Genomic DNA, 20,361 nt, shown 5'->3' with positions numbered 1-20,361 from the left:
GTGTCACCGGGTCGTACGTCACACCGCGCCGTCGTGCTCCACCAGGCGGTGCCGGATCCGCAGCCGGCCGTCCTCCCCGCGGACCAGCAGGTCCTCACCGGGGGCGCTCAGGTGCGGCCGCGGATCGCCGCCGTCGGGGATCTCGAACACCAGGGCGTAGAACCGGCAGCGCCAGGTGCCGGGCTCCTCGCCCTCGTCGACGATCAGCATGCCGAGCCAGTGGCGACGGGTCACCGGGCGCGCCGCGAGCCGCTCCAGACCGGCTCGCATCCGGGCCACGATCTCCTGGCGGCCGCGCCAGGGTTCCGGCTTGACGTTCTGCTCGAAGACACCGTCCCGGGTGAAGGTCTCGGCCCACTCCTCGGCCCGGCCCTCGTCGAGCAGCCGCATCTGCCGGGCGTAGAAGTCCTGGACCTCCACCTGGATCTCCGGCGGCGCCGGCCGCCGGGACCCGGCGGCTCCCGCGGGCGCGTCCGTCCGCGCGGGCGCGCTCACGACGCGTCCACCAGGGCGGCGCGGGACTCGGCGTACGACTTGGCCAGGGCCAGCGTGGCCAGGCTGTTGGTGCCCAGCGCCTTGCGGACGTACGCCTTGGCGTCGGCGAGCGTGCGGTCCGCGCCGAGCACGGCCGTCACCGTCTCGGGCCGGACGGTCACCGTGTGCCGGGACGTCGCGACGACCCCGCCGTCGGTCTCGGTGAACGTCCACCGGCCGGTGTGCGCGGCCAGCATCCGGGGCAGGACCAGCTGCTTGTACACGATGCGGTCCGGCGCGAGGCTCAGCCGGACCGAGCGGGTGGTGTGGACCGAGCCGTCCGGAGCCCGGGTGTCCATCTCCAGGATCTGCACCCCGCCCGGCTGCTCGGTGAAGTCGACGCGGGCCACGTGCGGAAGGCGCTCGGACCAGGCGTCCGCCCGGTCCACGAAGGAGAACAGGTCGGCGACCGAGCCGGCCACCGTGACCGAGTCCTCGAACGAGAAGGTGACGGGCTCGCCGCCGGACACGGCGTTCTCCACGACGTCCTTGAGCCGGGCGAGCTCGGCGGTGCTGTTGTCCTCGACGGCACGCGCGATCCACCGCTGGTGCTCGGGGGAGTCGTCCACGGCACGGTAGTCGTGCGTCAGACGGACGAGCGTGCCACCGTCACCGGAGGGCTCGACGAACCAGTCACCGCCCATCGCCGCCACCGGATGGGCGCTGAGCCGCTGGCGGAAGCCGACCCGGAGGTTCTGCGGATCGAGGGTGCGGCGCGACGTCCAGTCCTTCACCTCGCCGTTGGCCTGCGCCCACAGGTGGATCAGTTCCTCGCTCGTCCCGTCGTCGTGCGCGGTGCTCTCCAGCACCTCCGCGTGCACGGTCGGGGTGAACGCCGCCGGCCACCGGGTCACATCGGCGATCACCGCGTAGACCTCGGACGGCGGCGCGTCGATCAGGACGGTGTGCTCGGTGTGATGCTCCACTGCTGCTGCCATCTGCTGCTTGTCCTCTCTCTCCTCGGCGCGGTCAGTAGTTGCCGAGTCCGCCGCAGACGTTGAGCGCCTGCGCGGTGATGGAGGCCGCGACGTCGCCGGCCAGGTAGCGGACCAGGCCCGCCACCTCCTCCGGCGTGGAGTAACGGCCCATGGGGATCTTGGCGTTGAAGCGTTCCTGCACGTCCTCGACCGTGGTGTCCCAGGCGGCGGCGTACCCCTGCCGGACCCGTTCGGCCATCGGGGTCTCGACATAGCCGGGGCACACGGCGTTCACGGTGATCCCGGTCTTCGCCAGCTCCAGACCCACCGCCTTGGTGAAGCCGACCACCCCGTGCTTCGACGCCGAGTACGGTGCGCCGAGCACCACGCCCTGCTTGCCCCCGGTGGACGCGATGTTGATGATCCGGCCGCGGCCGCTCTCCCGCATCCCGCCGGTGCCGAGCACCTCGCGGGTCGCCCAGAAGACGCTGTTGAGGTTGGTCGCCATGACGTCGAGCCACAGGTCGTCGGCGATGTCGGCGGTGACGCCGCCGCCGCTGCGCCCGGCGTTGTTGACCAGCACGCCGACGGGGCCGTGGCGTTCGGCGGCGGTACGGACGAAGGCGTGCACCGACGCGGGGTCCCGCACGTCCGCGGCGACGCCATCCGCGTCGATCCCCTCGTCGAGCAGTGTCTTGACGGTGGCGTCGACGTTCTCCTGGGTCCTGGCGCACAGGAACACCCGGTGGCCGTCCTGGCCGAGGCCGCGTGCGACCGCCAGTCCGATGCCGCTGGTGGCACCGGTGACCAGGGCGAGACGCTGAACCGTTTCGGGCATGATGGTCCTTCCGTTCGAGGTACGGACGTCGGCGGGCCGGGTCACGGCCGGAGCAGGATGCGGCCGAGCTGGGCGCGGTCCTCGATGATCCGGTGGGCCGCGGCGGCCTCGGTGAGCGGCAGTTCGGCGTGCACGTGCACCTTCAGCCGGCCTTCGGTGACATGGCCGATCAGCTCCTGCAGACCGGTCCGGATGTCGTCCGGGCGGTGCTGCCACCACTGGTCGAGGCCGCAGCCCACGACGTGCTTCATCGGGATGAGCCGCATGGCCGGCACCTGGGGCAGGGTGCCGCCGGCGGCGCCGTAGAAGACGAGCCGGCCGAACGGCTTGAGCACGTCCAGGCCGGCGAGCAGGATGTCGCCGCCGACACTGTCCAGGATGACGTCGGCGCCCTCGCCGTCGGTGGCCTTGAGGACGTCGTCGGTCCAGCCCCGCGTGCTGTAGTCCACGACGACGTCGGTTCCGTGCTCCCGCGCGAAGGCGGCCTTCGCGGGCGACCCGACCGTGCCGATCACCCGGCCCGCCCCGTAGTGGCGGACCAGCTGCGTCATCAGGTGCCCGATCGCCCCGGCCGCCGCGTGCACGAGCACGGTGTCGCCGGGCCGGATGCGCGCGGTCTTCAGGACGCACAGGGCGGTCTGCGCGGGGGAGGCCAGGATGCTGGCCTGAGCCGTGTCGATGCCGTCCGGCAGGGGGGCGAGGAACGTGGCGTCCGCCAGGACGAAGTCCGCGTAGGCGCCGCCCATCACCGGTGCCGCCACGCGGTCGCCGACGGCGACGGTGGTGACCTCGGCCCCCACCTGCTCGACCCGCCCGACGACATCACCGTTCGGGGTGGCCGGCAGCGGCGGCGGGAACGGGCCGGTGCCCCGGCGGCGCTGGGTCTCGACGAAGTTCACCCCGATCGCCTCGGACCTGATCAGGACCTGTCCGGGACCGGGGGACGGCACCGGGACCTCCTCGACGGTGAGGACGTCCGGGTTCCCGTAGTCGTGGTAGCGGATCGACCGCATGCTTGGCCTCCCTGGGTGGTCTGCGAGCTTCACCGGACCGTAGGCGGGCCTGCTGGAGGCTCGCTCGCCGTCCCATGGAGGACGGCGGGCGGCGACGACGTGCAGCCTCTCTCCAGTCCGGCTCCATGACCCGGTGCCACCGTCGAAGCACCAACGACGGGTACAACGGGAGGAGTACGGATGACTCGACGAGTCGTCATCACGGGGCTGGGGGTCGTCGCCCCAGGCGGAATCGGCGCCAAGGCGTACTGGGACGTGCTGGCGAACGGCCGTACCGCCACCCGCGCGATCAGCTCCTTCGACGCCTCCCGGTACCGGTCGAGGATCGCCGCCGAGTGCGACTTCCACCCGGAGGAGGCGGGCCTGACCCCGCAGGAGATCCGGCGGATGGACCGCTCCGCCCAGTTCGCGGCCGTCGCCGCGGACGAAGCCGTGGCCGACAGCGGTCTGCTCTTCGCGGAGCTGCCCCCGCACCGCACGGGCGTGTCCATCGGCACCGCGGTCGGCTGCACCACCAGCCTGGAGGAGGAGTACGTCGTCGTCAGCGACGGCGGCCGCCAGACCCTCACCGACCACCGCTACGGCGTGCCCCACCTCTACGACTACCTGGTGCCCAGCTCGGTCGCCGCCGAGGTCGCGTGGCGGGTGGGCGCGGAGGGACCGGTCGGCACCGTCTCCACCGGGTGCACCTCCGGTCTGGACGCCGTCGGCCACGCCGCGGCGCTGATCCGGGAGGGCTCGGCGGACGTCGTGGTGGGCGGCGCCACCGACGCCCCGATCTCGCCCATCACGGTGGCCTGCTTCGACGCGATCCGGGCGACCTCACCGCGCAACGACGACCCGGCCCACGCCTCTCGCCCGTTCGACCGGAGCCGCAACGGCTTCGTCCTCGGCGAGGGAGCGGCCGTCTTCGTCTTCGAGGAACTGGAGCACGCGATGCGCCGCGGCGCGCACATCCACGCCGAGGTCGCCGGCTTCGCGACCCGCAGCAACGCCTACCACATGACCGGTCTGCGCCCGGACGGCGCCGAACTGGCCCAGGCCGTCACCGCGGCACTCGCCCAGGCCCGGGTCGCACCCGGGGACCTCGACTACGTCAACGCGCACGGATCGGGCACCAAGCAGAACGACCTGCACGAGACGGCCGCCATCAAGGCCAGCCTCGGCGCGCACGCACGGACCACACCGGTCAGCTCGATCAAGTCGATGATCGGCCACTCGCTGGGCGCGATCGGTTCCCTGGAGGTGGCCGCCTGTCTGCTGGCCATGCGGCACGGCCTGGTACCGCCCACGGCCAACCTGCACGACCCCGACCCGAGCTGCGACCTGGACCACGTGCCGCTGACCGCGCGGGAGACGCCGGTCCGCTCGGTGCTCAGCACCGGAAGCGGTTTCGGAGGGTTCCAGAGCGCCGTGGTCCTGACCGGCAACGGCACCGAGAAGGGGGGACTCGCCCCGTGAGCGGAACCGCAGGCACGACGGTCGTCACCGGTCTCGGCGTGGTGGCCCCCAACGGCCTGGGCACCGAGGAGTACTGGGCGGCGACCCTGCGCGGCGCGAGCGGCATCCGCCGCCTCACCCGCTTCGACCCCGCTCAGTACCCCTCCCGACTGGCCGGCGAGATCACCGGCTTCGACCCGGCGGCACACCTGCCCGACCGCCTGCTGCCGCAGACCGACCACATGACCCGGCTCGCCCTGACCGCAGCGGACCTGGCGGTCCTCGACGCGGGGGCGGGCCCCGGGGAACTGCACACCCTGGAGGCGGGCGTGGTCACCGCGAGCGCCTCCGGAGGGTTCGAGTTCGGCCAGCGCGAGCTGGAGAACCTGTGGAGCAAGGGCAACGAGTACGTCAGCGCGTACCAGTCCTTCGCCTGGTTCTACGCCGTCAACACCGGTCAGATCTCCATCCGCAACGGGATGCGCGGCCCGAGCGGGGTGCTCGTCGCCGACCAGGCCGGCGGACTCGACGCGGTGGCGCACGCCCGCAGGCAACTGCGCGGCGGGGCCCGCCTGATGGTCACCGGGGGCGTGGACTCGGCGCTGTGCCCCTGGGGGTGGACCGCGCAGATCGCCACCGGGCTGCTCAGCACCTCGCAGGACCCGGCCCGCGCCTACACCCCCTTCGCCGACACCGCGAACGGCTACGTGGCGGGAGAGGGCGGGGCCATCCTCGTCCTCGAACCGGAGGAGTCGGCGCGCGCCCGGGGAGCACGCCCCTACGGGTCGGTCGCCGGACACGCCGCCACGTTCGATCCGCCCCCCGGCAGCTCCCGCGGGCCCGCCCTGCGGGCGGCGATCCTGGGGGCACTCGCCGATGCCGGGTGCACGCCCGGTGACATCGACGTGGTGTACGCCGACGCGGCCGGCCTTCCCGACAAGGACGCCGCCGAGGCCGCGGCGCTGTGCGCGGTCTTCGGACCCCACGGCGTCCCGGTCACGGCGCCCAAGACGATGACCGGGCGGCTGTACTCGGGCGGCGGGCCGCTCGACCTGGCCGCCGCGCTGCTCGGTTTCCGGGACGGCGTGATCCCGCCGACCGTCAACGTGGCCCTGCCCGACCCCGCCCACCGCATCGACCTCGTCACCGGCCGGCCGCGCGCCGTGCCCACCCGCACCGCGCTCGTCCTGGCCCGGGGACACGGCGGCTTCAACTCCGCGATGGTGCTGCGCGCCCCGGCCGCCCGCCGCACCCCGTCCCAGTGAACCTCCCTCCGCGCCGGAGGGGCCAGTTGCCACAACTCACCGGAGGAAATGCCATGGCAGTACAGGAGTCCATCACCCTTCAGGCCGTCGTCCGCGCCCTGCGCACCGCAGCGGGGGCGGGGGACGGAGTCGACCTGGACGGGGACATCGCGGACGTGACCTTCAGCGAGCTGGGGTACGACTCGATCGCGGTTCTGGAGACCGTCGGCGCGCTGGAGCGCGAGTACGGGTTCAGCCTGGGGGACGAGGCCGTCCATGAGGCGCAGACGCCGGGTCAGCTGCTCCGGCTCGTGGCCGAGGCCGCGGGAGAGGCCACCGGTCTGGCGGCCTGACCGCGGTGAGGGACGGTGGGCGGCCCGCACGACGTGGTGTCGTGCGGGCCGCCCCTGTTCCGCGCCCCCTGTTCCGCGCCCCCTGTTCCGCGCCCCGGCCGGGTCACGTGGGCGGGGCACGTGGACGGGTCACCCGGGCGGAGACACACGGAAGCCCGTGGCCCACGGGGGGTGTTCCCATGGGCCACGGGCCGGGCGGGGCGGGTGGGTCACCAGGTGACCGGTACCTCGGTGAACCCCTCCACGAGCACTCCGGTGTGACGGGTCAGCTCGTGCGCCGGGACCGTCAGCCGCAGGTCCGGGTAGCGCCGGAGCAGGGTGCCGATCGCCGTCTGGAGCTCCATCCGGGCCAGCGCCGAGCCGGCGCAGAAGTGCGGGCCGGCGCTGAACGACAGGTGCTTGTTGTCGTCGCGCTCCACCCGCAGCGCGTCGGGCTCCTTGAAGACCTCCTCGTCACGGTTGGCGGACTCCAGGGCGAGGAAGACGGCGGAGCCCGCCGGGATCGTCGTCCCGCCCACCTCGATCTCGGCGGAGGTGTACCGGACGGCGGCCAGCTGCGAGAAGAGCACCTGGTAGCGCAGGAGTTCCTCCACCGCCGCCGGCACCAGCGAGGGGTCCCGGCGCACCTTCGCCAGTTCCTCCGGGTGCGCGAGCAGGGTGACGACGGCGGCGGACAGGTGGTTGGCGGTGGACTCGTACCCGCCCATCAGCAGCCCCTGCACCCAGTACAGGAGTTCGTACTCGCTGAGCCGGCTCTCGTCCTCGTCCCGGACCGCGATGAGGGAGCTGATCAGGTCGTCCCCCGGCTGCTCGCGCTTGGCCGCGACCAGACGCTGGATGTAGCCGAACAGTTCACCGCGGTACCGGGCGACCTCCTCCGCGGTGTAGCGGTTGACCGACAGATAGGCGTCGGTCCACAGCCGGAAGTCCTTCTGGTCCTCCGGCGGGACCCCCAGCAGTCCGCACAGGGTGCGGATGCCGAGCGGGAAGGCCAGCGCCTCGGCGAGATCGGCGGTGGGCCCGGCGGCCTCCATCGCGTCGAGCAACTCGTCGACCAGCGCCTGCACATGCGGCCGCATCTTCTCGACCCGGGCGGCGCTCAGGGCCTTGGTGACCAGCCGGCGCATCCGCGGGTGCTCCGGCGGGTCCAGGCTCACGTTCGGATCCTGGAACATCGAGTTGTCCTTGGTGATCCGCGGCAGGTCCTCGCTGGTGCGGTCGCGGTGCAGCCGCGGGTCGGAGAGCAGGACGCGGATGTCCTCGTACCGCGTGACGACCCATCCGGGGTCCCCGCTGGGCAGGGTGACCCGGACGACGGGCCGTTCGCGCAGACCGCGCAGTTCCAGGGGGGCGTCGAGCACCGACGGGCGGTTGCCGAACGGGTAGGCCGGGGGACTCTCGTGCATCGGGCAGGTCGTCAAGGCGGCGTCCTCTCCTCAGGGTGAACCACACTGCCCGCAGGGTCGCAGCGGCCTCTGGAGAGACAACGGAACCACACTGGAGACTTTCTAGATTTCGGTGCTTTGCTTGAAGTCTCTCGTGTAGCGTGTTTGTTTAGTGGTTGCCATTGTGTTGTGTCGCCGGTCCAGAGGTCGACACAGGTCCATCAGACGATGCGGGGAATCATGGAAAGAGCACCATCCGCAGTCGTTCCGCTCGGCTCCCACACCAGACCGACCCGGGGGAGCATCCTCGGCGACGACGAGCTGGCCGTGATCGAAGAACTGTTGCGGTCCGGCAGCCCCCTCTCCGGGGGCGTCTGGCGGGAGCGCTTCGAGGAAGCGTTCCGCGACCACCTCGGCGCCACGCACGCGCTGTCGGTCACCAGCGGGACCACCGCCCTCCGGCTGGCCTTCCACCTGCTCGACCTGCGCCCCGGCGACGAGGTCATCGCCACCCCCCAGACCTATCTCGCCACCGTGCAGCCGCTGCTGGACTACGGCGTACGGGTCCGCTTCTGCGACGTGGAGCCCGACTCGCTCAACATCGACGCCTCGCGCATCGAGGAGTTGATCACCGAGCGCACCCGGGCCGTCGTCCTGGTCCACTACGGCGGCCGGGCCGCCGACATGCCGCGCATCATGGCGCTGGCCGACCGGTACGGCCTGACGGTCGTCGAGGACGCGGCGCACGCCATCGGCGGCTCGCTGCACGGCCGCCCGCTCGGCTCGTTCGGACACTTCGGGATCTTCAGCTTCCACTCGTCCAAGAACATCACCACCCTGGGCGAGGGCGGCATGCTCGTCGTGCGCGACGACGACCACGCCGCGCGGGCGGCCGCCCTGCGGGACAACGCGGTCGACGCCGTCTACGTCCCCTCCCGGCACACCTTCGCCGCCACCCGGCGCCCGCCCCCCGGAGCCATGTTCCCGGCCGGCTCCTACACCGCCGACTGCCTGATGCTCCGGGGAACGGGCATCAACGGGACGCTCGCCGAGCCGGCCGCCGCGGTCGGGTTCGTGCAGCTCGGCAGGCTGCCCGAACTGCAGGCCAGGCGCCGGGAGCTGGCCCGGCAGTACACCGAGCGCCTCGCCGACGTCCCCGGCGTGTACGTGCCGCCGGTGCCGGAGGGCACCGACCACCCGTACCACCTGTTCACCGCGTTCGTGGATCCCGGACTGATCGACCGGGACGCGGTGCTGAGCGCCATGGACGAGGCCGGCGCGCAACTGCCGCTGCGCTACTTCCCCCTGCACCTCATGCCGGAGTGGCGGGCCCACGGTCACCGCGAGGGCGAGTGCCCCGTGGCCGAGCGCCGCTGGTTCCGGGAAATGATCAACATCCCCTGCCAGCCCGGCATCGACGACGACCAGGCCGCCCAGCTGATGGACTTGCTGGAGCGCGCGATCAGCCGGTCGTGGCGACGCGGGCGGACCCCTCTCGGGAGGACCGCATGACCGCACCCCGCACCCCGCACCCCTCCTACGACCTGGTCGTGGTCGGCGGCGGCGCCGTCGGACTCAGCACCGCCTGGTACGCCGCGCGCCGCGGCGCCTCGGTCCTCGTCCTGGAGAGCACCGACGGGCCGGAGAACACCGGCAGCAGCGCCGGCGCCGAACGCCAGTGGCGCGTCCAGTACAGCCAGCGCGACCTCACCGAACTGACGGTGCGCGCCCTGCCCCTGTGGCGCGGCATCGAGGAGGCGTGCGGCCGACGGCTGGTGCACCACACCGGCAGCCTGTGGTTCGGCGAGACCAAGGAGTCCACCAACGAGGGTCAGATAGCCGCCGCGGCCCAGGTCCTCGACGACGCCGGCCTGCCCTACGAGTGGCTCACCGCGGCCGCCATCGAGGAGCGCTTCGGCTTCACCGGCCTGCCGGCCCACTACGAGGGCTTCCACCAGCCGGACGGCGGCGTGGTCGACGTCCGCGGCACCCTGTGGTCCCTGGCCCACCTCGCCCGCTCGGCAGGGGCGAGGATCCACACCGGCCGGCGCGTCCTCGCCCTGGAGCCGCACCCGGAGCGCGTCGAGGTCGTCACCGACGACGCCCGCATCACCGCCGGCAAGGTCGTCGTCACCGCCGGCCCCTGGACCAACGAGCTGACCGGCCCGCTCGGCGTCCGTCTCGACGTCGAGGTGTACGAGATGGCCACGGCGTACTTCCGGCTGCGCGACCCGGCCCGTGACCTGCCCACCTGGTTCGCCTTCCAGACCCCCACGGACACCGACTCCAACCTGTTCTACGGATTCGGCGTCAACCCCTGGAGCCCCGGCCGACTGGTGCGCGTCGCACCGGACTTCGAGAGCGACCCCGCCACCGAACCGCCCGCGTCGCGCCCCGGGCCCGACCCGCACCAGCTGCGCCGCACCGCGGACTTCGTCGCCCGGCACCTGCCGATGCTCGACCCGGAGCCCGTGCAGCCGGGGTCGTGCCTGATCGCCCTGCCCCGGGACCACGAGCGCCAGTTCTACCTCGGTGCGCTGCCGCCCGGCGGGGGCCGCGACCGGGTGCTCGTCCACGCGGCCGGGTGGGCCTTCAAGTTCGTCCCCGTCTTCGGCAGCGCCCTCGCCGGCCTCGCCCTCGACGGCAGCACCGAGTACCCCCTCGGGCGCTTCCGCCCGTGACCGGTCACCACCACCCGACACCGCCATCCGAGGAGAAGCCGGTGGGACACCTGCATGTGATCGACGCAGCCGCGGTACGCAAGCTGCTCACCTACGACGACGCGATCCCCGCCATGGAGGACACCATGGTCAGGGCGTCCCGGCGCGAGCTCTACGAGCACCCGCGGGTGACCGTCGAGCCGCCCGGTCACGGGGGCATGGTGCTGCTCATGCCCGCCGTCGGCGGCCCCGCCGAGGAGCCGGTGCTCGGCCTGAAGATGCTCAGCATGTTCCCGCGCGCCGTCGAACGGGAACTGCCCAGCGTCCAGGGGCTGGTCATCCTGGTCGACGCGGTCCACGGGCAGCCGCTCGCCCTGGTGGACGCCGGAGCCCTCACCGAGATCCGTACCGCGGCGGTCACCGCGGTGGCCACCCGCGCGCTGGCCCGTACCGACGCCCGTGAACTCACCGTCATCGGCGCCGGTGTGCAGGCGCGCGGCCATCTGGAGGCGCTGTCCCGGATACGCGAGTGGGACAGGGTGCGCATCCACAGCCGCACCCGCGCCACCGCCGAGGAACTGGCCCGCTGGGCCGAGGGGTTCTACCCGCGCGCCGAGGTGTGCGACTCCACCGCGCAGGCCCTGACCGGCTGCGACGTCCTGTGCACCGCCACGTCCGTGGCCGGCGACGAGCCGGTGTTCGACGCGGCGGAGCTGCCCGTCGGCCGCGGCGTCCACATCAACGCGATCGGCGCGTTCGGCCCCGGCTGCCGTGAGCTGCCGACCGAGACGGTCGCCTCCGCACGGCTGATCGTCGACAACCGCGAAGCGGCGCTGCGGGAGGCCGGGGACATCCTGCTGCCGATCGCGGAGGGGGCCCTCACCGAGGACGCCGTCGCCGCCGAGATCGGCGAGGTGCTGGCCGGCACCCGGTCCGGCCGCCTCGACGCCACCTCGACCACCGTCTTCGAGACCCTCGGCCTGCCCGTGCAGGACGCGGTCGCCGCCGCCCTCGTATACCGGCGTGCCCTGGAGCACGGCATCGGCGAGCGCATTTCCTTCCCCTGACCCCGGCCGACCGGCCCGGTGACCCGGACGACAAGGAGCTGACACCCATGAGCAACGACGATGGCCGCACCTACCTGGTCGTGGTCAACCACGAGGAGCAGTACTCGATCTGGGCCGAGGGCCGCGCCGTCCCGCTCGGCTGGACCGCGACCGGGTTCTCCGGCCCGAAGGACGCCTGCCTGGCCCACATAGCGGAGGTGTGGACCGACATGCGCCCGCTGAGCCTGCGACGCCGCCTCGCCGCGGCCGAGTCCCGCTGACCGGACCCGGCCACGCCGACCGGCAGACCGGCGAACCGACAGACCGGCAGACCGGCGAACCGACAGACCGGCAGACCGGCGAACCGACAGACCGGCAGGCCGGCGAACCGACAGACCGGCAGACCGACAGACCGACAGACCGACCGACCGAGCACGACACGGCCGCCCACGGACCGCTGCCGCCCCCGGTCCCCCGCACCACCCCGACCCCCGTCCCCTCACCGCAGAGAGGTACTACCTGATGACCACCCAGGAGCAGCCTGGAAGGGCGGCCGAAGCCCCGCGCAGGCCCGGGCTCACCCGCAACAGCGACTTCATGAAGCTGTGGACCGGCGAGTCCGTGAGCCTGCTGGGCAGCGAGGTCTCCCTGATCGCGCTGCCCTCCATGGCAGTCCTCGCATTCGGCGCGTCCGCCGGGTCCGTCGGTCTGCTGATCGCCCTGCAGTGGATCCCCTTCGTGGTCCTCGGCCCCGCGGTCGGCGTGCTCACCGACCGGATGCGGCGCCGGCCCCTGATGATCGTCGCCAACCTCGGCCGTGCCGTCGCCCTCGGATCGCTGCCACTGGTCGCGGTCCTGGGCTCGGTGAGCATGGCGCACCTGTACGTGGTGGCCGTGGTCAAGGGCGCCCTCGACGTGGTCTTCCAGCTCGCCTACCAGGCGCACTTCCCGGCGCTGATCGAGCGCGAGGACCTGGCCGAGGCCAACGCCAAGACGCAGATGAGCCGTTCGCTCGCCGCGGTCTTCGGCCGCAGCATCGGCGGCGTGCTCGTCGGCGCGCTCGGCGCGGCCAAGGCCGTGGCCGTCGACGCCCTGTCGTACGTGGTGTCGACCTTCACGATCTGGGCCATCCGCAAGCCGGAGCCCGCCCCGCAGCCCAACGGCAAGGGCGTCGGCGCGGCCGTCACCGACCTCAGGCACGGCTTCACCACGCTGGTCGGCAACCGGCTGCTGCGGAACCTGACCCTGATGGGCTTCTTCGGCAACCTGGCCGTCTCCATGACCATGGCCATGCTGGTCGTGTACGCCTACGACGACCTGGGCTTCAGCCCCGCACAACTCGGGTTCGTCATGAGCGCGGGTGGGGCCGCCTTCGTCATCGGCGCGATCTTCTCCCGCAAGGCCCTGCACCACCTGGGCATGGGACGGACGCTGATCGTCACGCACGCCCTGCTCGGTCTCGCCGTGCTCCTGATGGTGCCGGCCGGCAAGGGCACGGCGGGCGTCGTGGTGGTGGGACTCTCGCAGTTCCTCGCCTCCCTCACCACGCCGATCGCCAACGTCGGCATCATGACCATGGTGCAGAAGGCCACCCCGCTGCACCTCATGGGCCGGGTCGGCGGCGTCTCCCTCCCGCTGGTCTGGGGCGCCAACGCGCTCGGCCCCGTCCTCGGCGCCGCCGCGGCCTCCGTGTGGGGGAACGCCGCGGCGTTCGCCCTGGCCGCGGTGCTCGCCTGGGCCGCCATCGGCTGGCTGGTGGCCGGCTCGGTGCACGGCATCAAGGACGAGGTCCCGGCGGAACTGCAGGCCGCCTAGGACCCGGCCCCTCCGACCGCACGAGGTCCGGCCGCACCAACCCCCCCCGTCGGCCGGACCTCGTGCTTCCCCACGCATCACCGCGCTGTTCCAGAGCGCCCCACCCATTGGCCCGACGGCGACGAGGAAGACGGGTAGGCCCGTGACCGACCAGATATCGACCGATGCCCTGGAAGACAAGCGGCGCCGGCTGGCCAGGCTGCTCGCCGAGCGCGGCCGCGACGAGGAGACCCGGACGGGACCCGTCTCCTTCGCCCAGCGGCGGCTGTGGATCCTCGACCGGCTCGTCCCCGGCAGCTGCGCGTACAACATCCCCATCGTGCTGCGCACCCCCACGGCCCCCGACGGCCGGGCGCTGGCCCGCGCCCTCGCCCGGGTCGTGCGGCGCCACGAGGTGCTCAGGACCGTGTTCCCCGCACCCGACGGCATGCCGGTCCAGCAGGTGCAGCCGCCTTTCGAACCGGCGGTCGAGGCGGTCGACGTCTCCACCGCAGGCGATCCCGCGGCGGCCGCCGAGGACTGCGTCAGGCAGTGGTCGGGGCAGCCCTTCGACCTCGCGACCGGTCCCCTCCTGCGCGTCATGACCGTCCGGGTCTCCGCCGACGAGCACCTGATCGCGCTCTGCGTGCACCACATCGTCTGCGACGGCTGGTCGGTGGGCACCCTCTTCCGTGAACTCGACGCCTACTACCACGAGTTCACCGGAGGCCGGGCCGCCTCGCTGCCCGAGCTGCCGCAGCAGTACATCGACTACGCGATCTGGCAGCGCGGCCGCCTCACCGGCGAGCGCGAGAAGGAACTCACCGCGTACTGGCGCGAACGGCTCAGCGGCGCCCCGGGCATCCTCCAGCTGCCGATGGACCGTGCCAGGCCCACCGGCCACCGGGTCAACGGCGGCAACGAGGAGTTCGAGTTCTCCGAGGACCTGGCGCGTGCCGTCCACGACTTCGCCCTGCGGGAGCGGACCACCCCGTTCACCGTCCTGCTCACCTGCTTCTCCGCCCTGATGGGGCGCTACAGCGGCCAGGAGGACGTCCTTCTGGGCGTACCGGTCGCCGGACAGAGCCACCAGGAGCTGGAGGGACTGATCGGCTTCTTCGTCAACACCCTGGTGGTCCGGTCCGACCTGACCGGGGCGCCCACGCTGCGGGAGGCCGTGGGGCGCGCCAAGGACGCCGTGCTCGGCGCCTTCGCCCACCAGGACATGCCCTTCGAGAAGCTCGTCATCGACTTCCAGCCGGACCGCAACCCCACCGTCAGTCCCGTCTTCCAGGTGCTGTTCAACTACCAGACCGCGGGCGACGAACGGGTACGCCTGCCGCACCTCGGTGCGGACCTCGTGCCGTTCGACAGCGGCATCGTCCGCTTCGACCTCGAACTGAACCTGTACGCGCACGAACGGCGCCTCGGCGGCTCCTGGGTGTACAACGCGGAACTCTTCGACTCCGCCGTGATGCACCGCATGAGCCGGACGTTCGGACGCCTGCTGACCCGGGCGCTCGCCGAACCCGACCGGCCGCTCGGGGAGATCCCCCTGCTCGACGAGGCCGACCTGGCCGAAATCGCCCGGCTGGCCGCGCCCGCGACGGACGCCGTGGAGCCGGCGGTCCGCGCCGAGGAGGTCCTCGACGCGGGCGCCGACGTGCGTGCCGTGCTCGACGCGCTCGCCACCGACGCGCCCGGGGCCGGCGCGATCACCGAACTGCGCATCCGCCCGGGCCTGCTGCACCAGTTCGTCGCCGCGATCGAGAACGGCGCCGCCGTACGGGCCCCCCGGCGGATCGTCTGCTCCGGCGAACCCCTGCCGCTCACCCTGGAACGGCGCTGCCTGGCGGCCCTGCCGGCCACGGAGCTGCACACCCGCTACACCAGCCCCGCGGCCGGTGAGATCGCCGGCCGCCGCTGCGCCGGTGACGTGCCGGCCGGCCACGACATCGCGGGCCGCCCGCTGGCCGGACGCCGCGTCCGGGTGCTCGACGACCACGGCAACCCGGTGCCCGTCGGCGTGCCCGGCCGCGTCCACGTCTCCGGGCCGGCCACCGACGGCGGCCCGGAGATTGACACCGGCGACCTCGGGCGCTTCCGCGAGGACGGCGCCCTGGAGATCCTCGGCCGCCGCGACGAGCAGGTCCACCTCAAGCAGGTCAGGGTGCCGCGCGCCGAGATCGAGGCCGTGCTCCTCACCCACGAGGGCGTCGGCGACGCCCGGGTCGACGCCCGCCTCGACGACACCGGGAACCTGGTGCTGGTGGCGTACCTCGTCCCGCACCGTCCGCACCGCCCCGGCTCCGAGGAGACCGGCCGGCTGTGCGAGGAGCTGCGCGCCCACTGCCAGCGCCTGCTGCCCGAGGTCCTGCTGCCCACCTCCTACGTCGTCCTCGAGGCGTTCCCGCTCACCCCCGACGGCCGGGTGGACCGCGCCGCCCTGCCCGCCCCCGCCGCGGAGCGGCCCGGCGCCGCACCCGTGCACACCGAGCCGTCCACCCCGCTGGAGGAGACCCTCGCCGGGATCTGGCGCTCCGTCCTCGGTCTGCCGTCGGTGGGCGTGCACGACAACTTCTTCCTGCTCGGCGGCCATTCGCTGCTCGCCGTGCAGGTGATGTCCCGGCTGCGCCGCGCGACCGGTGTGGACCTGCCGGTCAGCGTCCTGTTCCGCTACCGCACCATCGCCGATCTGGCGGTGCGGATCGGCTCACTGGGCGCGGGCGCCCAGGAGCGGCCCGGGGCCCTGGCCCGCATCCAGTCCGGCACCGCCGCGCCCGCGCTGGCCCTGGTGCACCCGGCGGGCGGCAGCGTCTTCTGCTACGCCTCCCTGGCCACGGCGCTCACCAACCGCACCGTCTACGCCTTCGAGGGAGGACAGGAGGCACCCTCGCACGAGGCCCGCGCCGCCGCGTACCTGGCCGAACTGGAGGCCGCCGACCCGGGACCGTACCTGCTGGGCGGCTGGTCGCTGGGCGGCACCCTCGCCTTCGAGATGGCGCGCCGGCTGCACGCGCGGGGCCAGGATCCCGGACCGGTCGTCCTCATCGACTCCTTCCTGTACGACGGCGACCCCGACAGCCCGGACACCCACGCCTACCTGCTGCACAGCTTCCTGCGGGACCTCACCGCCGACCTCGGCATGCCGGTCCCGGCCCTCCCACCGGGCAGCGAACTGCTCACCGTACGGCGCCTGTTCGCCGACGTCCTGGACGGCTGGGGCGACGCGGTGCCCGCCGGACTGGACCTCGACGAGGTGGTGCGGCGGTACGGCATCTACCGGGACAACATGCTCGGCCTCGCCGCCTACCGGCCGACCGGCCCCCGCTACCCGGGTGAGGTGCACCTGGTGCAGGCGGAGCGGTCCCCGGAGGCGGTCGAGGGCTGGCGGGCGGTCGCCGAGAACATCGTGGTCCACCGGGTGCCCGGCGACCACTACAGCATCATGCGCAATCCCGAACTGACCCGCGTGGCCCGGATACTGGACGGCGTGCTGGGCGCCGCCGGCCGCATGACGGAGGAGGCGCACCGCCGATGAGCATCGACATCCGACTTCCCGCCGCACCCGCGCCGGCCGCCGGGCGGACCCGCGCCGGCGGCGCGCCGAGCGTGCTGCACCTGGTGGCCGACGCGGTGGCCCGCCACTCCGACGCCCCCGCCCTCGCCGGACACGGCGCCACCGTCACCTACCGGGACATGTGGCTGCGGGCGGGCGCGGTCGCCGCCCGCCTGCGGGCGGAGGGCATCGGGCAAGGTGACGTGGTGGGGCTGGCCGCGCTGCGGTCCACCGAGCTGATCGTCGCCCTGATCGGAGTGCTGCGCTCGGGCGCGGCGTTCCTGCCGCTGGACTCCGGCTACCCCCGGGCCAGGCTGGAGCACATGCTCGACGACGCGCGGGTGGGCGTGGTCCTCGGCCATCGGGAGACGGCGGAGCGGTTCGCCACCGCGGACCGCACGGTGCTGCTGCTCGACGAGGATCCCGCCGCGCGCACCCGGACCCCGGCCCGGGGCGCCGCCGGAACCGCCGCGCAGCACCTGCTCCCCGAGCTGCCGGCCGCGGGGGACCTGGCGTATGTCCTGTACACCTCGGGCACCACCGGAGCCCCCAAGGGCATCGCCATGCCGCACGGCGCGCTCGCCAACATCGTGGAGTGGCAGACCGGTGCCTCCGAGGCGTCCGTCGGCAGCCGCACCCTGCAGTTCTCGGCGATCTCCTTCGACGTCGCGTTCCAGGAGATCTTCGCCTCGCTCGCGGTCGGCGGCACCGTGGTGTGCGTGAGCGACGAGGAACGGCGGGACCCGCTGCGCCTGTGGGAGGCGGCGGCACGCGAGCGGGTGGACCGGCTGTTCCTCCCGTACGTGGCGCTCCAGGCGCTGGTCCTGGTGGCCGAACCGGGGGCGCCCGGCGCGCCGCCGCTGCGCGAGATCGTCACCGCCGGCGAGCAGTTGCAGTGCTCCCGGGCCCTGCGCGCCCTGCTGGCCGCACTGCCGGGCTGCCGCCTGATCAACCAGTACGGGCCCTCGGAGGCCCACGTGGTCACCTGGCACTCCCTGGAGGGCGACCCGGACGGCTGGCCCGCCCTGCCGCCGATCGGTCTGCCGGTGCCCGGCAACCGGGTGTACGTCCTCGACCCGATGGGCGAGGAGGTGCCGCCCGGCGGCATCGGCGACATCCACGTCGGGGGAGTGCAGGTCGCGTACGGCTACTGGAACCGCCCGGACCTGACGGCGGACCGCTTCCTCCCCGAGCCGGGGCACCGGGGGAGCCGCATGTACCGCACCGGAGACCTGGCCCGGCGGCGGCCCGACGGCTTGCTGGACTACCTCGGCCGGGCCGACGACCAGGTGAAGATCCGCGGCTTCCGGCTCGAGATTCCCGAGGTGGAACGGGTGCTGGGTGATCTGCCGGGGGTCTCCTCGTGCGCGGTGGCGGTGCGGGGCGAGGACGGCATCGAGAAGTCGCTGGTCGCCTTCGTCGTGCTGGAACCGGGGCTGGGCCCGTCCGCCCTCGCCTCCCTGCGCGCGGACCTCGCGGACCTGCTGCCGGACTACATGGTCCCGGGCCGGTTCCGCGCGGTGACCGACCTCCCCGCCATGCCGAACGGAAAACTGGACCGTCCGCGCCTGCGGGCGATGGCGGAGAACGCGGAGTGAGAACCCCGGTGCGCGGCGGCGCCCACCGCGCGGGCCGTCCGCCCGTGGCATCGCGGGGCGGCCGGGGCGCCGTGGCGCCCCGGGGCTCCGCGGACGTCCGGTGCGTCGGGCGGCCCCCGGTCCCGGGCCGCGCGGCTCCGGCCGGCTCCCTCCGCGACCGGCTCCGGCCGCTCCCTCCGGGGGGCGGCCGGGACCAGGAGGTGAGGTGCGTGCACGGTCTCCGGCCGGGAGGCGTCCGCCGCTGCTGTGGACGGCCCTGCGCGCGCACACCGGGCGGCGGGGCGGCGGCTCGGCGTTCCCGGGGCCGCGGAACGTGCCGCGGCGCGCGTACGCCGGCGGGGCGGGCAGCCCGGTCCGCCGCCCGCCCCGCCGGCGTCACCGCGCCGGACGCTCAGGGCGCCGTGACGACCACCACCGTGCGGACCAGGCCGGGGGAGACCGCGAACCGGCCGTGCAGCACCTGTGGTGCCGGGCCCGGGCGGCCGCGGGCGCCCAGGACGCGGGCGGTGAAGGTGCCGTCGCGCGGATCGGGTTCGACGCGGACGTCGTGGAAGCCGAGCCGGCCGCCGGCCAGGGGGAACCAGGCCTTGTACACGGACTCCTTGGCGCTGAAGAAGACGGTCGGCCAGTGGGGGGCACCGCCCCCCGGACCGTGCCACCAGTCCTCTTCCTCCGGGCGGCAGACCAGGCGCCGGGTGGACGCGTCCAGGCACATGCTGTCCTCGGCGTCGATGCCGATGGACCGGAAGCGGTCCGCACGGGCCGTCGCCGCCGCGCAGTAGTTCCCGGTGTGCGAGATGCTGCCGACCACCCGCGGCGGCCAGACCGGTGCCCGGTCCCGGCCCGCGGGTACGGGCACCGCGGGCAGGCCCAGGGCCGCCAGGGCGCGACGCGCACACGCACGGCCGGCCCCGAACTCCCGCCGCCGGGCGGGGACCGCTCGCTCACCGAGCGTCGCGGCCTCCTCGGGCAGCGGCTCCTCGGCCCAGTCCGAGGCGTCCGCCACCGCCACGGCCACGGCTCCGGGAAGCAGGTCACGCATGCACATCACCCCGGCATTCCACTGTGCCTACGGTTGACTTCTCCACAGTCTCTATAGTGCTTATGTAGTATGTGGTCATGAATACTGCAAAGTCAACGTCGTCCCCCTGGTTCCTCACCCCGCCCTCCGAGGACGCGGAGGTGCGGCTGTTCTGCTTCCCCTACTCCGGCTGCGGCGCCTCCATGTTCCGCAACTGGCCCACCCGCATCGGCCCGGCCGAGGTGGTCCCGCTGCAGCTCCCCGGCCGGGAGAACCGCACCCGGGAACCGCACTTCGGCACCTACGAGGAGCTCGCCGACCACCTCGTGGCCGGCATCGCCGGGCACCTGGACCGCCCCTACGCGGTGTTCGGGCACTGCGGAGGCGCGCTGCCGGCCTTCGAGAGCGTCGTACGGATCGTGGAGCGCGGACTGCGGCCGCCCGAGCGGGTCTTCGTCTCCTCCCAGGTCGCCCCGCAGGACGGCCCCTACGGGCGGTTCCTGGGACTGGACGAGAAGGGGCTGCGCGCGGAGCTCGTCGCCCTGCTCCGCGCCCTCGGGGCGGCCGAGCCGCCGGAGGAGATCCTCGACCTGTACCTGGAGGTCCTCGTCGCGGATGTCGAGGCCAACAGGAAGTACCGCAAGGACGCGGCCGGTTCGCTGCCGTGTGCCGTCACCGGGATCGGCTGGGACGCCGACGTCGAGGTCCCGCACACCCTGATGGGCGGCTGGGCCGACTGGGTCCCCGAGGGCGCGGCCCGCAAGGAGGTCCTCGGCGGCACGCACTACACCTTCCTGGACGCCCCCGCCGACCTGGTGGCCTGTCTGGCCCGGGACCTGACCGCCATGGCCTGACGTCCCGCGGCCCGGGTACGGACGAGGCCCCGCCGGCGCCCGGCGGGGCCTCGTCCGTAACCCGGGCCCCACCGGGCCCCGGGGCGCCATCCACCCGCCAACCCC

17 protein-coding genes are annotated in these 20,361 nt (G+C 73.5%); 11 read left to right on the top strand and 6 right to left on the bottom strand.

Annotated elements, in window-relative coordinates:
• Window positions 1-18 precede the first annotated feature (18 nt).
• From AB0F01_RS15610 to AB0F01_RS15595, 4 genes are read right to left on the bottom strand one after another with little or no spacing between them, the layout of a single operon-like run.
• Window positions 19-495: a nuclear transport factor 2 family protein gene (locus AB0F01_RS15610; RefSeq protein ID WP_362094935.1), complete on the bottom strand. Its 477-nt coding sequence runs from the start codon at window positions 493-495 to the stop codon at window positions 19-21.
• The gene (locus tag AB0F01_RS15605) at window positions 492-1,472 is read right to left on the bottom strand and encodes an aromatase/cyclase (RefSeq protein ID WP_362094932.1); all 981 of its coding nucleotides are present in this window, start codon (window positions 1,470-1,472) and stop codon (window positions 492-494) included. The genes AB0F01_RS15610 and AB0F01_RS15605 overlap by 4 nt, the downstream gene beginning before the upstream one ends.
• Window positions 1,473-1,503: 31 nt before the next feature.
• The gene (locus AB0F01_RS15600) at window positions 1,504-2,289 is read right to left on the bottom strand and encodes an SDR family NAD(P)-dependent oxidoreductase (protein ID WP_362094929.1); all 786 of its coding nucleotides are present in this window, start codon (window positions 2,287-2,289) and stop codon (window positions 1,504-1,506) included.
• A 41-nt stretch (window positions 2,290-2,330) separates the two neighbouring features.
• Window positions 2,331-3,302 (bottom strand): zinc-binding dehydrogenase, encoded by a 972-nt coding sequence (locus AB0F01_RS15595; protein WP_362094926.1) that lies wholly within the window; start codon window positions 3,300-3,302, stop codon window positions 2,331-2,333.
• A gap of 180 nt (window positions 3,303-3,482) precedes the next feature.
• Here AB0F01_RS15595 and AB0F01_RS15590 point away from each other — a divergent pair, with 180 nt between their 5' ends.
• Genes AB0F01_RS15590 through AB0F01_RS15580 form a run of 3 tightly spaced genes read left to right on the top strand, consistent with a single transcriptional unit; the run spans window position 3,483 to window position 6,339 of the window.
• A complete protein-coding gene (locus AB0F01_RS15590) occupies window positions 3,483-4,763 on the top strand; it encodes a beta-ketoacyl-[acyl-carrier-protein] synthase family protein (RefSeq protein WP_362094924.1) in 1,281 nt (426 codons plus the stop codon).
• Window positions 4,760-6,007, top strand: coding sequence for a ketosynthase chain-length factor (locus AB0F01_RS15585; RefSeq protein WP_362094921.1), 1,248 nt, complete (start codon window positions 4,760-4,762; stop codon window positions 6,005-6,007). The genes AB0F01_RS15590 and AB0F01_RS15585 overlap by 4 nt, the downstream gene beginning before the upstream one ends.
• Before the next feature lie 53 nt (window positions 6,008-6,060).
• Entirely contained in the window at window positions 6,061-6,339 is a 279-nt protein-coding gene (locus tag AB0F01_RS15580; RefSeq protein ID WP_362094918.1) for an acyl carrier protein, read from the top strand.
• A gap of 209 nt (window positions 6,340-6,548) precedes the next feature.
• Here the strand turns inward: AB0F01_RS15580 and AB0F01_RS15575 are convergent, their stop codons facing one another.
• Entirely contained in the window at window positions 6,549-7,760 is a 1,212-nt protein-coding gene (locus tag AB0F01_RS15575) for a cytochrome P450 (protein WP_362094915.1), read from the bottom strand.
• 204 nt (window positions 7,761-7,964) lie between these two features.
• Here AB0F01_RS15575 and AB0F01_RS15570 point away from each other — a divergent pair, with 204 nt between their 5' ends.
• The 7 genes from AB0F01_RS15570 (at window position 7,965) to AB0F01_RS15540 (ending at window position 18,381) form a co-directional block, all read left to right on the top strand.
• Complete coding sequence (locus AB0F01_RS15570; protein WP_362094912.1) at window positions 7,965-9,236, top strand: DegT/DnrJ/EryC1/StrS family aminotransferase; 1,272 nt, start codon at window positions 7,965-7,967, stop codon at window positions 9,234-9,236.
• Window positions 9,233-10,405, top strand: coding sequence for an FAD-dependent oxidoreductase (locus AB0F01_RS15565; RefSeq protein ID WP_362094909.1), 1,173 nt, complete (start codon window positions 9,233-9,235; stop codon window positions 10,403-10,405). Before AB0F01_RS15570 ends, AB0F01_RS15565 begins: the two co-directional genes overlap by 4 nt.
• 41 nt (window positions 10,406-10,446) lie before the next feature.
• Complete coding sequence (locus tag AB0F01_RS15560; protein WP_362094906.1) at window positions 10,447-11,451, top strand: ornithine cyclodeaminase family protein; 1,005 nt, start codon at window positions 10,447-10,449, stop codon at window positions 11,449-11,451.
• A gap of 47 nt (window positions 11,452-11,498) precedes the next feature.
• Entirely contained in the window at window positions 11,499-11,711 is a 213-nt protein-coding gene (locus AB0F01_RS15555) for an MbtH family NRPS accessory protein (RefSeq protein WP_362094903.1), read from the top strand.
• A gap of 241 nt (window positions 11,712-11,952) precedes the next feature.
• Window positions 11,953-13,245, top strand: coding sequence for an MFS transporter (locus AB0F01_RS15550; protein WP_362094900.1), 1,293 nt, complete (start codon window positions 11,953-11,955; stop codon window positions 13,243-13,245).
• 142 nt (window positions 13,246-13,387) lie between these two features.
• Entirely contained in the window at window positions 13,388-16,765 is a 3,378-nt protein-coding gene (locus AB0F01_RS15545) for a condensation domain-containing protein (RefSeq protein WP_362094897.1), read from the top strand.
• On the top strand, window positions 16,762-18,381 hold the full coding sequence (locus AB0F01_RS15540; RefSeq protein ID WP_362094894.1) for an amino acid adenylation domain-containing protein: 1,620 nt from the start codon (window positions 16,762-16,764) through the stop codon (window positions 18,379-18,381). Before AB0F01_RS15545 ends, AB0F01_RS15540 begins: the two co-directional genes overlap by 4 nt.
• 391 nt (window positions 18,382-18,772) lie before the next feature.
• On the opposite strand, the gene AB0F01_RS15535 is transcribed toward AB0F01_RS15540, so the two are convergent.
• Window positions 18,773-19,423, bottom strand: a complete 651-nt coding sequence (locus tag AB0F01_RS15535; RefSeq protein WP_362094891.1) for a 4'-phosphopantetheinyl transferase superfamily protein — start codon at window positions 19,421-19,423, stop codon at window positions 18,773-18,775.
• A 77-nt stretch (window positions 19,424-19,500) separates the two neighbouring features.
• Here AB0F01_RS15535 and AB0F01_RS15530 point away from each other — a divergent pair, with 77 nt between their 5' ends.
• Window positions 19,501-20,256 carry a thioesterase domain-containing protein gene (locus tag AB0F01_RS15530; protein WP_362094888.1) on the top strand — a complete coding sequence of 252 codons (756 nt, stop codon included), beginning with the start codon at window positions 19,501-19,503 and terminating at the stop codon, window positions 20,254-20,256.
• Window positions 20,257-20,361: the final 105 nt, after the last annotated feature.

It is taken from the genome of Streptomyces sp. NPDC029526 (assembly GCF_040637405.1).
Lineage (GTDB): Bacteria > Actinomycetota > Actinomycetes > Streptomycetales > Streptomycetaceae > Streptomyces.
The sequence above is the reverse complement of the archived record's forward strand: the minus strand, read 5'-3'. Positions and strand labels throughout refer to the sequence as shown.

Excerpts from the sequence above, each read along its gene's own strand:
- AB0F01_RS15590 (WP_362094924.1), top strand. The coding sequence starts at position 3,483 with ATGACTCGACGAGTCGTCATCACGGGGCTGGGGGTCGTCGCCCCAGGC.
- AB0F01_RS15535 (WP_362094891.1), bottom strand. The coding sequence starts at position 19,423 with ATGCGTGACCTGCTTCCCGGAGCCGTGGCCGTGGCGGTGGCGGACGCC.
- AB0F01_RS15595 (WP_362094926.1), bottom strand. The coding sequence starts at position 3,302 with ATGCGGTCGATCCGCTACCACGACTACGGGAACCCGGACGTCCTCACC.
- AB0F01_RS15570 (WP_362094912.1), top strand. The coding sequence starts at position 7,965 with ATGGAAAGAGCACCATCCGCAGTCGTTCCGCTCGGCTCCCACACCAGA.
- AB0F01_RS15540 (WP_362094894.1), top strand. The coding sequence starts at position 16,762 with ATGAGCATCGACATCCGACTTCCCGCCGCACCCGCGCCGGCCGCCGGG.
- AB0F01_RS15530 (WP_362094888.1), top strand. The coding sequence starts at position 19,501 with ATGAATACTGCAAAGTCAACGTCGTCCCCCTGGTTCCTCACCCCGCCC.
- AB0F01_RS15550 (WP_362094900.1), top strand. The coding sequence starts at position 11,953 with ATGACCACCCAGGAGCAGCCTGGAAGGGCGGCCGAAGCCCCGCGCAGG.
- AB0F01_RS15580 (WP_362094918.1), top strand. The coding sequence starts at position 6,061 with ATGGCAGTACAGGAGTCCATCACCCTTCAGGCCGTCGTCCGCGCCCTG.
- AB0F01_RS15555 (WP_362094903.1), top strand. The coding sequence starts at position 11,499 with ATGAGCAACGACGATGGCCGCACCTACCTGGTCGTGGTCAACCACGAG.
- AB0F01_RS15565 (WP_362094909.1), top strand. The coding sequence starts at position 9,233 with ATGACCGCACCCCGCACCCCGCACCCCTCCTACGACCTGGTCGTGGTC.
- AB0F01_RS15600 (WP_362094929.1), bottom strand. The coding sequence starts at position 2,289 with ATGCCCGAAACGGTTCAGCGTCTCGCCCTGGTCACCGGTGCCACCAGC.
- AB0F01_RS15605 (WP_362094932.1), bottom strand. The coding sequence starts at position 1,472 with ATGGCAGCAGCAGTGGAGCATCACACCGAGCACACCGTCCTGATCGAC.